Source organism: Fortiea contorta PCC 7126, assembly GCF_000332295.1.
Taxonomy (GTDB): Bacteria; Cyanobacteriota; Cyanobacteriia; order Cyanobacteriales; family Nostocaceae; genus Fortiea; species Fortiea contorta.
The window spans coordinates 2,330,100-2,342,472 of the sequence record NZ_KB235930.1 but is presented as its reverse complement, the minus strand read 5'-3'; the positions used below and the strand labels follow the sequence as shown (position 1 = coordinate 2,342,472).

Here is a 12,373-nt window from a genome sequence, read left to right as displayed (position 1 = left end):
TTTCAAGGTCTAAGTTTCTACCTTGTGAGTTTCTTATCTTGATTATTATAAAGGAAATGCCGAAAACCCCCTAGTGAAATCTTTTTTACCTTGCATTGTCTGAACAAGTATAATACTGTGGGAATTTATCTACATAGTAGCCGAAATTACCCCAACTAAATTTGAAAACTGACAGCATCTTTTATCGCATCTTCCAAAGCTTACCCAGCACATTCTTTGAGTTGATTAACCAACCTCCACAACTCGCCAGTGTTTACCAATTTTCTTCAGTAGAGGTTAAACAACTCGCATTTAGGATTGATGGCGTATTTTTGCCCAACACTCCAGAATTACCTATTTATTTTGCTGAGGTGCAATTTCAAGCCGATAAAAAATTTTACGCGCGGTTGTTCGCAGAAATTTTTAATTATCTTGATAAGACCGAATTAACCAACGATTGGCGTGGTGTGGTGCTTTTGCCTAACCGCAGTATTGATACCGGAAAGACACAAAGATATACTGAATTACTAGACTCACAACGAGTAACTCGCGTCTATCTGAACGAATTAACGGCAATTGCAGCACCATCCATCGGCATTGAAACAGTTAAACTGATTGTTGAGCCAGAAGCAACAGCGACGTCAAAAGCTGTAGAGATAGTCAACAGCGCCCGACAACAAATCATCGATGTTGCCCAACAAAGGGACATTATACAATTAATAGAGACAATATTAATCTATAAATTGCCCAACTTGAGCCGGGAGGAGATGGCAAAAATGTTTGGATTAAGTGATTTAAAGCAAACTAGGTTTTATCAAGAGGTTTTTGCTGAAGGCAAGGAGGAAGGCAAGGAAGAAGGTAAGCTAGAAACCATACCTCAGTTATTGGCTTTAGGTTTGAGTATTGAACAGATAGCTCAAGCGTTAGGTTTGGATGAACAAGTTGTGAGACTTGCTGCACAGCCAAAATCTTAACAATTCAAAATTTAAACACCTTTGTTGAGGATAGAGCGATCGCCTATTCCACCGCTACCATATGGGCGAACGACCGGAAAGCCCTGACAACAATCCGTACCTCTGTACTAATTTAGACCGCTCTACGTTTTTCGTGTAGGCTGTTTGTTGGTTGGTTCTGAAGATTTTTGACATGAATTTTGTTCGTCAGCTTGTAAGACAGCGACTTTATGGGTTTCTAGTTGAGATTTAGCCAAAATAATCGGTTTTTGGTCTGCTGTAGCTGATTTAATATTGGCACACCGTTGCAAATGCACTAACAACTCTTGAGGTTTTTGAGGATCCTTCTCTGTTTTAATAACTTGCAAAAGAGTGTTATTGGTCAAAAGGAGGAGGGGTTGATTTTTATCGTTGTAAAACTGTGTGTCTTTCGTAGTTTTGATCACCCAATCAGGAGCGAGATTCCCAAGCGATCGCTCTACTGGCGCTTGTTCTACACTAGTTGGTTGCGGTGGAGTAGGTTGCTGGGGGGTGGGTGATGGAATTATGGTAGGCTGATTTACGGCTAGAGGCGATCGCGATCGTTGTATCCAGAATCCCAAGAAACCAGCGCCGACGATAAATAAAAACGGCGCTATCAAGTTGAGAGGTAGTCGCCCAATCCCTGCTGATTTATTTTCTTTGATGACTTTGGTTTTTTGGTGAGCACCATCTAAAATTGTTTCGGGAACCCCCGCAGAAATCACACCCGTATTGTTATTGAACCGCTCTGGAATGACTGCTGTTAAACTTGACCCTGGCTCCGCATACTTGACTTGACAATGTACCAAAGCAATGGTGACATTATCATGGCCATTTTTTTCGTTAGCTATTTCTATCAATTTTGGGGCAACAGCGGCGACATCTCTTTCCCCTGTTAAAATTGGTAATATTTCTGTTTCCCAATATTCCTCAACCCGGTCAAAGTCGCTTAAACCATCGGATGTGAGGAGAAAAACTGCATCTTCATCCAGAATAAATCTTTGGGAGGTGGGGTGTAACGAAACGCTAGGATTCATTCCTAAAGCTTGGATCAACGACCCCGCACCGCCTTGTTGTACGGCTTCCCGATAGACTGCGTAACCTAACCTGACCTCACGGGAAGCGACGTCATCATCTAAAGTCACTTGATAACAGTTGTGGCGTGTGATCCAGTAAGCACGACTATCACCGACATGGGTAATATACATTTCATGAGCGATCGGTAAACCCATTACTAAGGTCGTACCCATGCGTTGACGCCCTTGACGATTTTCGCCGTCGTTGCGCTGGCTGATTTTGTCGTTAGCAGTTGCTACTGCTTTTTCTAAATCATCAATCAACTGTAAGGGGTCTATGTGGTCAGCAGGAATTTTTGTCAGTTCCTTTTGCTGTACTTGCTGCTGGATGGTTTCAATTGCTAAATTGGATGCGACATTACCACCTTCGTGTCCACCGATACCGTCGCAGACAATAGCTAAGGCTGTCTGTTGGGGAGGTTTACTGACTAGGGTGTCACTGGGAGGATAACAAGCATCTTCATTCCTTTGGCGAGTGCGCCCAGTGTCTGTTTTGGTGAAAATTTTGATAGTCGAAGGTTGAGAACGACCTAATTCTGCCAGTCCTGAATCTAAAACTGCAATTAATTGCTCACTGGAGCGGATTTCTTCTTGAATTAGATAATTACTAATTTGGTTAATAAATTCTGCCACTGCTGGTCTAGCTTGTGGCAATAATTGCTGCCAAAATTCACCTAGTTGGGGTAAATTTGGTGCTTTGGCGGCGTCGGAGTGCAATTCCAACAAGCGCACTAACGATCCTTCTACTCTTAGCAGATGTGGATCGAGTAAGCTTGAGGCTACTCCTTCTTCTAAAAGCGATCGCCACAAATGAGCTATTTGCCATAACCAGTTTATCTGGCGGATTGATGTTGCGTCACGCCAAGCAGTAGTTAATTCAGGGCACAGTTTTACTGTTTGTTCTGTATCGTTGATGACAATAGGCGGTTTTTCTAAAAGAATTTTGTCTTTCTGGGACTGCCCATCGCTCAAGGGCAGGATTCCGTATACTTGTGGTATGTGTATTCTATGGGGTATTAATCTGAGATAAGCTCTGATTGCCTGTAAATTTTGTGCCCCAGGCATTTCTGGTAATAGCCGTGGCTGAGTATCGAGAACTATGGATTTATCAATAACTAAATAGCGTTCAGCTAATATTGCTCCCGGTTGAGTCATACTCAAACCTTCTTTCTCCACCCAAAGATAGCGCTTGGTCAAGGGTGTGCGACATTGTTGGCAAAATTTGTGGGTTAGGGGGTTAGGAGCTTGACAAACTTCATTGGGACAGTAGAGGAGCGCTGCATCATTTTCCATAGTTTTCGCATCGATCAGCAATTGGCAATTTCTTTAAGTCTTTTAATAGCGATAATCTAGACCGTTGATGTTTCTTGAACTTGACATATCCAACTGGGGATGATGATTTTAGCTGGTAGATACCAGCAGGTGCTAATACTTATTTGTCTACTTATGCAAAAAACCTGCTCCTCGATTCATCCTACTGCCTCATCATAGCTTTTATTGCTCTGCAACTCTGCATAGCCAGTGCTACTAAATTTAATCCTGTTATTAAAGCATAACCTCTGCACAAATGTGGTGTTTGCTGCTCAGAAATTACTTCTTCGTATTCTAGCGATCGCACTTGAAATTAACTGTGCTCATCAAAACAAGCGATCGCTAAAGCAACTAGATTAAGCAATCAACAAGGGAATTTTTATTTCTTCAATGGGTCGCCCGGGATTCGAACCCGGAACTAATCGGTTAAAAGCCGAGTACTCTACCGTTGAGTTAGCGACCCGTTTATTTATTTTTCGCAACTTTGTAAGTATATCACAAACACCTGTAGATTTGTAAAGGGCTTTAGAAAAAATTCGCGGTTAACTTTACAGATGCTGTGCGGCTAGCTCCTGGTGCTAGGACAGTCAAATTATCGCCGGTGTTGAGGGCGTTGCGGGTCGCGCTCCAAGGCTCTAAACAGTAGAAATCTTTGCCTTTCACAGTCCAAAACACTAGCCAGGTAGAGAAGTCATCATAATCTACGGTAAGCTTTAATTTTCGGCTGTTATCTGTGACTGTGGCAGATCGACTAGATAATTGTCCAAAAGCAAAATCAATTTCATCCTGGCTAAAGTCAAAATTGCCGTCAAAGGTGCGAAATTCTTTGGTTCTGTTGTCCTGATAACGTGTTGAAGGAATTTCAATCTCTAGTTGAGTTTTATCACCACAGAGAAAGTAAGGATGGAAACCAGCCGAAAATGGCATTGACTCTGAGGACAAGTTTTGATATTCCTGACGAACCTCTAGAGTATTACCTTGCAATTCGTAGGTAAAAGCCAGTTGGAAATCAAAAGGATAAACTGCCTTTGTTTGTTCGTTGCTATTAAGGACTACAGTCAGACTAGCTTTCTCATTTGTGTTTTGCTCAGTCGCTTCCCAAGGCAATTCGCGGGCAAAACCATGTTGCTTGAGGGTATACTGCTTATCGTTATGGATGTAAGTGTTATCTGGTAAGTTGCCGCAGATGGGAAATAAAATCGGATTTCCACCTCTAACACTCAATTCGGGATGTGTAAACCGTTCCGTGTCTAGATAAAAGACTTCTTGTCCCTGAATGCGCCAACGGGTAATAATTCCGCCCCGTTCTGGTACGACTTCCACTTGGGAATCAGTGGTTTCGTCACAGAGGATATAGGTTTTGTATTGTTGTTGTTCTTGGGTAATGGTAAACACAATTTTAATGTTGAGGGGTTAGGGGTTAAGGGCTAGGGAGTCCCTAGCCCCCATAATCTACTCATCCTCTGCAAACACGAAGCGATATAACTCGCTAGGGTCTGGTTCGGGGCTACTCTCGGCGAATTTCACGGCGTCGTCGATTACTGCTTGAATTTTATGTTCAATCGCTTTCAATTCTTCCTGATCTGCCAAGTTTTGTTCAATTAGGTAAGCACCTAACTTTTTAATCGGGTCACGAGCAAACCAAAATTCTTTCTCGGCTTTGCTACGCATTTCGTCAGGGTCAGCTAGGGAGTGACCCCGGAAACGGTAGGTTAGGGCTTCAATTAAAGTTGGCCCTTCACCAGCACGGGCGCGGGCGACGGCTTCTTGGGCGACGGCGCGGACTGCTAACACGTCCATTCCGTCTACTTCCACGCCTACCATGTTAAATACACTGGCTTTTTTGTAAATCTCCGGGTCAGAGGTGGCGCGCTCATGAGACATGCCAATTGCCCATTTATTATTTTCTACAACGAAAATAATTGGCAGTTTCCATAAAGCTGCCATATTTAGTGTCTCAAAAAATTGACCATTGTTAGCGGCACCGTCGCCAAAAAAGCAAGCGGTCACTTGGTCGGCGTTGGGATCTCCTAGTACCTCGCGGCGGTATTTACTTTGAAAAGCCGCACCAGCCGCAACGGGAATACCTTCAGCCACGAAAGCATAGCCACCCAACAAACCATGTTCAGATGAGAACATGTGCATGGAACCACCACGACCTTTACTACAGCCTGTGGCTTTACCAAATAACTCTGCCATTACCTCTCTAGCGGGGACGCCTGCACTTAGTGCATGAACGTGGTCGCGGTAGGTACTGGAAACAAAATCTTCTCCTGGTCGCATCGCTTGGATGACGCCGGTGGAAACTGCTTCTTGACCGTTGTACAAGTGGACAAAACCGAACATTTTGCCTCTATAGTACATTTCAGCGCATTTGTCTTCAAAAAAGCGCCCTAAGGTCATATCCTCATACAACCGTAACCCTTCTTCTTTAGAAATTTGGGCAGTAGCGGTGTCAAATTTAGGTAATGTGCGTTCTTGAACCATTATTTTTTTAGGATTCCTGTCGTCAAGCGGAAATCTGCAAGCTTAAATAAATTACTTTTATACGGCACTGATTGTTACTCAGATGTGGTTTCTGGAATCAACAATCAAGCTCAATGCACCACAGGTGACGTTGTGGGAGTAGGTGAATTTTTCATATTTGAGCTTGGACTCTGCCAAACTAGCACCCTAAAGATATCAAACTGCCCTGACATTACTCCCTTACTACGCACTTTCTATTCTAGGCTACCAGTCAGAGTAGCTTGTTTTCTGCATGTTTCTGTACAATTTTAAAAAAAAGGGGACAAATAACTTTATTTATACCCAGGTGATTGTAATTAAAGTTTAGTAATGATACAATTTCGTTCTCTATTTGTTAGGAGCTTCCCTCTAAAGTAGTGTTTTTCCCATTACGTAGCGGCGGAATTCCCTGAAATCAGACCAATATAGAATTATGTGTTAAGTATTCACACTGCCTTTAGCAGCAGTGTTTACACTTAATGGTGTCGAGGTTGATGCCAATGATGAAAAATAAATTACTAAGAATTACGACAAACAGCTGACGCTTTCTAGGCGAAGGCAAAATATAGGTATTAAAATATGACTCTAATTTCGGGAAAGCGCAAAACGAGTTGTTGCAATATACACTTGTAATGTTAAATCAACACGGTATTATTATGGCACGGTTTCACATGACTGAAACACTCTAGGTGAATTATGTCGATCACGGTGCAGAGGAAGTAGGCTGTGCGAATTCCGCTAGATTACTACCGAATTTTAGGACTACCGTTAGCGGCAAGTAGTGAACAATTGCGGCAGGCATATAGCGATCGCATTGTACAAAAACCGCGACGGGAGTATTCTCCAGCAGCAATTTCTTCTCGCAAACAACTCATAGAAGAAGCTTACGTGGTTTTATCAGATCCCAAAGAACGCAGTACTTACGATCAGCTCTATCTTGCTCACGCCTATGATCCTGATAGTAATACCTCTGCGACCGTAGCAAATGAAAATCGCCCAGAGCCAAACAACAGAGGTCTTGATACTCAAAGTCTCAGTATTGAGATTACTCAAGACGAATTAGTTGGTGCTTTATTAATTCTCCAAGACCTAGGTGAGTACGAAATTGTACTGAAACTAGGCCGCCCCTACTTGGTGAATAAAAGCGGCACGTCTTCTGGAAAAGGCCACAATTTAGCCCAGAACGAAGACCCGGAAAATCCCAGTCGTCCCGATGTCGTCCTCACTATTGCTCTCGCCTGCTTAGAACTGGGTCGTGAACAATGGCAACAAGGACATTATGAAAACGCTGCCAATTCTCTAGAAACTGGGCAAGAAGTTTTATTCCGTGAAGGTTTATTTGTGAATGTACAGAATGAAATTCAAGCAGAACTGTACAAATTGCGACCATATCGCATTTTAGAACTACTGGCATTACCAGAAACTAAAACTGCCGAACGTCGCCAAGGTTTAGAATTATTGCAAAATATCTTAGAAGATCGCGGCGGCATTGATGGCAACGGCAATGATGAATCTGGCCTGAACATTGATGATTTTTTGCGCTTTATTCAGCAGTTGCGAAACTACTTGACAGTAGCTGAACAGCACAAATTGTTTGAAGCCGAAAGCCAGCGTCCCTCTGCTGTCGCCACCTACTTAGCTGTCTACGCTTTGATAGCCAGAGGATTCGCCCAGCGTCAACCAGCGCTAATTCGCCAAGCCAAGCAAATGCTAATGCGATTGGGCAAGCGCCAAGATGTACACTTAGAGCAATCGCTGTGTGCTCTGCTGTTAGGGCAAACCGAAGAAGCGACCCGTGTTTTAGAACTGAGCCAGGAGTACGAAGCTTTAGCATTTATCCGCGAAAAATCACTGGATTCTCCAGATTTGTTACCAGGGTTGTGTCTTTATGGCGAACAGTGGTTACAACACGAGGTATTTCCTCACTTCCGAGATTTGGCTAAACAGCAAGTTTCTCTGAAGGATTATTTTGCCGAACAAAAAGTACAAGCTTATTTAGAAGCTCTACCAACGGATGTAGAGACGAGCGGTTCATCTGTTGTCATTAACCAGCAGTCATTCCCTGCTCTGAAAAATGATACTAATCGGTACCGTAATTCTACTGCCACTGGGCGACAATTTCATCAAAACCACACATCAGATCCAGAATTACCAGGAACACCCGCAAAAGAAAAATTTGAACCGCCAAAGCCCTCATCACCTAGTTGGAACTTATCAGCTACTCATGTATCCGCTGGGATGAAGACGCCAGAAATACCACCAGCGCAGATACCCAGTACAGAACGCTCAGCAAGGGAAATTAACCATAACTTAAATGGTTCTGCTAAGGTTTCTGCTGCTGAGAATAGCCAAAAGCGGCGTCGGCGCAAGCCAATTTCATCTACTAGTCGTCATCAAGGATTAGAAAACCGTCATCGTTCACCCCAGCGTCGGCGAATATTTGCTGGGACGTTGGAGGGAAAAACCCGGTTGGTGTGGACTGTGCTTGTCTCTTTGGTGGCAATATTAGTTCTGTGGTTGATCATCTCCACAACTTTTGGTTGGGTAAAAAATCTCTTTTTCCCTCGACCATCTTTGGTAGGCGAGCAGTTAACTGTACAAATTGATCAACCACCAATATCTATTCCTGGCCGCGATAGTACACCGCAGCTACCAGAAGGGCCGCTAAGTAATGCGGCTGCAGAAGAAATTATTCTCAATTGGTTGTCTATTAAAGCCGCAGCCTTGGGCCCAAAACATGAAATTGATAGCTTAAAAAAGATTTTAGTTGGTTCGGCTCTAAATCAATGGCGGTTAGTTGCTCAACAGGATCAATCTGATAATCGCTATCGAAAGTATGAGCACAGTTTGCAGGTGGAATCTATAGACCAAACTGAACCTAACTCAGATCAAGCAACTGTAGAAGCTAAGGTCAAAGAATCAACGCAGTTTTATGAAAATGGTCAGATGAAGAAATCTGCTGATGAAAATTTGCGAGTTCAGTATGAATTAATTCGCGATGAAGGTGTGTGGCGAATTCGGGGTATGTCGGTTGTCAATAAAATCACTATGAACTTTTAGTTAACGTCTACAAAAGGAAATAGCGATTAAATATCCCAATGGTAGGACACGGCGTCCAAAACTCTCATATCTGTGAGAGCCTGACTGATGCCGTGTCTTTGAGTGTGTACGTCTACTGTGTTCTGGTTCTGTAGATGGCGGTGTTTCAGCCGTTCACGAGTATTGTCAGGAAATCTTGATATTATTAACCCTTGCTATGACTGCATTTTCGACTTAATGTCATGTTTTCCTGACAAAACGATCCCCGCAAAACCGATAAGTTCGTGAAAAGGGTAAAAAAACGTTTTGCAACCCCTTGATCCCAACCCAGGTTTACTGGTTAATATTTATTTAACAAAAGCGCTCCGCCGAATCCCAAAAAATGCTGACCTTGGCACAAGTAAGGAATTAAAAGGGAGTGAATTTTAATTTAACAACAAATTAAAAAACTAAAAGCTGGGCAATGCCAGGAGTCAGGAATAAGAAATTCATCTGGGGTGGATGACACTTTATATCGCATTCTTTAACCAGGCGAAATCAATTACCTTTTAATACTACTGGAGGCCAAATTAATGGCAAAAGAACGCCCGCCGCTAGAAGAGATGACCTTGCGGCAATTACGCAAAGTTGCCAGTGAATATAGCATCTCTCGCTACAGTCGAATGCGTAAATCGCAATTGCTAGCATCAATTCAAGAAGTACAGCGAAGCAAATTCTCGCTCACCCCATCTCGTTCACTGGAGGCACAGGAAACCGTGGAAGCAGCAAAATTCGAGTTAGGTCAAGTAGATCGTAATGGTGGTTCTCTGGCTGATGTTGATGAAGAATTAGCAGATTTACCTGCTGGTTATGGTGAAAGCCGGATTGTACTTTTACCTCGTGACCCGCAGTGGGCTTACACTTACTGGGATATTCCCAATGATCACAAAGAGGAACTGCGGCGACAAGGTGGACAACAGCTAGCGTTGCGGATTTACGATGTTACAGATATCAACCTTGAATACCAAAGCCCCCACAGTCTCCAGGAATATCCTGCTGATGAGCTAGCGAGAGAATGGTATTTACCAATACCAGTGAGCGATCGCGATTATGTGATCGATATCGGTTATCGTACTGTTGATGGACGTTGGTTAGTGTTGGCTCGTTCTACACGAGTACATATCCCTCCCGTCTATCCTTCTGATTGGATTGAAGATGTCTTCGTCACCGTCAACTTTGAAGAAGAGTTGCGCGGGAAGACTGTATATGAATTGGTTCCTCCTGCAAAGAAAATTGCTACAACCGCTAATGGTTATGGCGACGGGAACCCCATCTATGACCAAATCTTTGGTATGGCGGAATCTGCTGAAGCGCAAAGGATTGCAGGTTCTCTGTTCGGTTCTATGCAGCAAGTTCCTGGTTCTGCGCGTCCAGAACAGGCTCTTAGTTCCTACGTTTTCCCCTCTGGTGTAGGTATGTGGGCGGTTCCCACTGTATCCGGCTTAACCGCTTCTGGTGTGGGTATGTCAGGCGTGGGCTTCTCTGCTTCTGCAGTACCTGTACGCCCTCGCAAGTTCTGGTTAGTTGCGGATGCTGAATTGATTGTCTACGGTGCAACTGAGCCTGACGCTACTGTAAGTATTGGTGGTCGTCCTATCAAGTTGAACCCAGATGGTACTTTCCGCTTCCAGATGTCATTCCAAGACGGCTTAATTGATTATCCAATTTTGGCTGTGGCTGCTGATGGCGAGCAAACCAGATCAATTCACATGAAGTTTGAGCGAGAAACTCCATCTCGCAATACCAACACTAAAGAAGATGCAGTTTTAGAGTGGCTGTCTTAATTTCCGATTTTAAATTAACCCCAGATTGAAATCAAAAATCTTTCCCCGCTATAGTGAACCTATGGCGGTTTTTTATATTTACTCAATTAGTGAATTTATTCATGACAAAGTTATTCTTTTTATCTGGCTTAATGTTAATTATGAGTTTGTTATCTGGTTGTAAGGATAGTCAAGCTAAGTCAGCGCTAGTAGTAGCCAAAACTTGTATTGGTAATGATGCTAAGTTTAGTATTGAATTTTTTAAAACCAATAATCAAGGCAAAAGAGACGCAAAAGGTATCAACCATGTAATTGTTTTTAATCCTAAATCTGAATTATTAGATTTTAAAGTTAATGTTGGTTTATCTCATCGACTTTATGTCAAAGATAATCGAGGAAAATTTCGGAAAGAATATATACCCAAACAATTTCGAGAAATTATCACCGAGGAAAATGCTCTATTGAACAGGCAAAAGCCTTTAGCAGCTATCAACGCTGACTATATAGGCACTGATGATAAACCACAAGGCTTAAATATTTCTCGTGGTGTAGAGTATTCTGGAGACTTTAAAAATAAGCGTTCTTCTTTGGGAATCTCAGGGGGTATACCCAGAGAGAGACGCGCCACTATTCAAGCAGGTAGAAGACAAGAAGCAATTCTTAATTACAATTTAGTGGGTGGGAATGGGAGATTTTATCGCGGCGGTGAATTTAAAGATATTTGTCGAGATTTAGGAGAATTGGCTTGTAGAAGTGCCATTAACCGCTCTATGGCGGCGATTACTGATCGAGGTTATGTAATTTTGTTAGTTAACGACAAGAAAGCTAATTCAGATATGCAATTTTCGCAACTGAATCAGGAGTTATTACCAAATATGTTTGACGATGTATTAACGGGTATTGCCAAGAATAATTGTTTAGGAAAAATTCAAGAAGGTATTTTGTTTGATGGGGGTATGTCTCCGGGGTTATATTACCAGAATAAAATTTATGTAGAAAATTTTGGGCCGATTGGTTCTGTGTTTTTAATTTATAAAAAAGCCAGCTAATAAATGTACAATGTGCATTAACTGCAAGTAAATAAAATTGTATGAAACCTGAAGAAATTGCTACCACATTGACAGATTTATTTGGAGCAGAGGCTGTGAATGCGATCGCTCCTGGCTCATGGCAAATAGATACACCTAATTTTCGCTTATTGGTACTATTGTCTGAGGAAGATAATTGGGTGCGAGTTTTGCTACCAATTGTACCTGTAGCAGAAGCCCAACCATTTTTAGAACAGTTTCTAGAAGCGAATTTTGATGACACTCAGGAAGTGCGCTACGCTTTGTATGAAGGCGTAATTTGGGGAGTATATCAACATCATAGCGGTACTTTGGTTAGTGCCGATTTAGCTCAGGCGATCGCTCGACTTATATCCCTCAATCAAGCTGGTTTAGATGATGTCTTCAATCGCATGATTGAAACTCGCATCCGCCAAATTATTCAAGCAGCAAAACAGCAAGGACAATCCCTACAAACCACAATGCAAACCTTAGAACGGTTTTACACAGAAGGATTGTTAGGAGAAATGGAGCAAACCCAAGAAGCTCAAGAACAAGTTCTAGCCGCGTGGAGACGCCAATTAGAGCGCCTCTGGGATGAAATTTAAGATTGTGAAAAATGGGGATGAATAATCAATAAG

General features: G+C 42.6%; 8 protein-coding genes and 1 tRNA gene. 5 read left to right on the top strand and 4 right to left on the bottom strand.

Annotated features, from left to right (window positions below):
• Nucleotides 1–161 precede the first annotated feature (161 nt).
• Complete coding sequence (locus MIC7126_RS0110755) at nucleotides 162–953, top strand: Rpn family recombination-promoting nuclease/putative transposase (RefSeq protein WP_017653146.1); 792 nt, start codon at nucleotides 162–164, stop codon at nucleotides 951–953.
• A 122-nt stretch (nucleotides 954–1,075) separates the two neighbouring features.
• On the opposite strand, the gene MIC7126_RS0110750 is transcribed toward MIC7126_RS0110755, so the two are convergent.
• The 4 genes from MIC7126_RS0110750 to pdhA all read right to left on the bottom strand — a co-directional run bounded on the left by MIC7126_RS0110750 (nucleotide 1,076) and on the right by pdhA (nucleotide 5,827).
• Nucleotides 1,076–3,322, bottom strand: a complete 2,247-nt coding sequence (locus tag MIC7126_RS0110750) for a protein phosphatase 2C domain-containing protein (RefSeq protein ID WP_017653145.1) — start codon at nucleotides 3,320–3,322, stop codon at nucleotides 1,076–1,078.
• 409 nt (nucleotides 3,323–3,731) lie between these two features.
• Nucleotides 3,732–3,803, bottom strand: a tRNA-Lys gene (locus tag MIC7126_RS0110745).
• Between the two features lie 62 nt (nucleotides 3,804–3,865).
• Nucleotides 3,866–4,735 (bottom strand): aldose epimerase family protein, encoded by an 870-nt coding sequence (locus tag MIC7126_RS0110740; RefSeq protein WP_017653144.1) that lies wholly within the window; start codon nucleotides 4,733–4,735, stop codon nucleotides 3,866–3,868.
• A 57-nt stretch (nucleotides 4,736–4,792) separates the two neighbouring features.
• Nucleotides 4,793–5,827, bottom strand: a complete 1,035-nt coding sequence (gene pdhA / locus MIC7126_RS0110735; RefSeq protein WP_017653143.1) for a pyruvate dehydrogenase (acetyl-transferring) E1 component subunit alpha — start codon at nucleotides 5,825–5,827, stop codon at nucleotides 4,793–4,795.
• Between the two features lie 744 nt (nucleotides 5,828–6,571).
• Between pdhA and MIC7126_RS0110730 the strand changes: the two genes are divergently transcribed.
• The 4 genes from MIC7126_RS0110730 (at nucleotide 6,572) to MIC7126_RS0110715 (ending at nucleotide 12,340) form a co-directional block, all read left to right on the top strand.
• On the top strand, nucleotides 6,572–8,905 hold the full coding sequence (locus MIC7126_RS0110730; protein ID WP_017653142.1) for an ARC6/PARC6 family protein: 2,334 nt from the start codon (nucleotides 6,572–6,574) through the stop codon (nucleotides 8,903–8,905).
• A 551-nt stretch (nucleotides 8,906–9,456) separates the two neighbouring features.
• Nucleotides 9,457–10,707, top strand: coding sequence for a DUF4912 domain-containing protein (locus tag MIC7126_RS0110725; RefSeq protein WP_017653141.1), 1,251 nt, complete (start codon nucleotides 9,457–9,459; stop codon nucleotides 10,705–10,707).
• A 101-nt stretch (nucleotides 10,708–10,808) separates the two neighbouring features.
• Complete coding sequence (locus MIC7126_RS0110720) at nucleotides 10,809–11,735, top strand: hypothetical protein (RefSeq protein WP_017653140.1); 927 nt, start codon at nucleotides 10,809–10,811, stop codon at nucleotides 11,733–11,735.
• Between the two features lie 41 nt (nucleotides 11,736–11,776).
• Nucleotides 11,777–12,340, top strand: a complete 564-nt coding sequence (locus MIC7126_RS0110715) for a hypothetical protein (RefSeq protein ID WP_017653139.1) — start codon at nucleotides 11,777–11,779, stop codon at nucleotides 12,338–12,340.
• Nucleotides 12,341–12,373 lie beyond the last annotated feature (33 nt).

Bases quoted from the DNA above. Each gene is read 5' to 3' on its own strand.
- MIC7126_RS0110715 (WP_017653139.1), top strand. From the start codon at position 11,777: ATGAAACCTGAAGAAATTGCTACCACATTGACAGATTTATTTGGAGCA.
- MIC7126_RS0110720 (WP_017653140.1), top strand. From the start codon at position 10,809: ATGACAAAGTTATTCTTTTTATCTGGCTTAATGTTAATTATGAGTTTG.
- pdhA (WP_017653143.1), bottom strand. From the start codon at position 5,827: ATGGTTCAAGAACGCACATTACCTAAATTTGACACCGCTACTGCCCAA.
- MIC7126_RS0110725 (WP_017653141.1), top strand. From the start codon at position 9,457: ATGGCAAAAGAACGCCCGCCGCTAGAAGAGATGACCTTGCGGCAATTA.
- MIC7126_RS0110750 (WP_017653145.1), bottom strand. From the start codon at position 3,322: ATGGAAAATGATGCAGCGCTCCTCTACTGTCCCAATGAAGTTTGTCAA.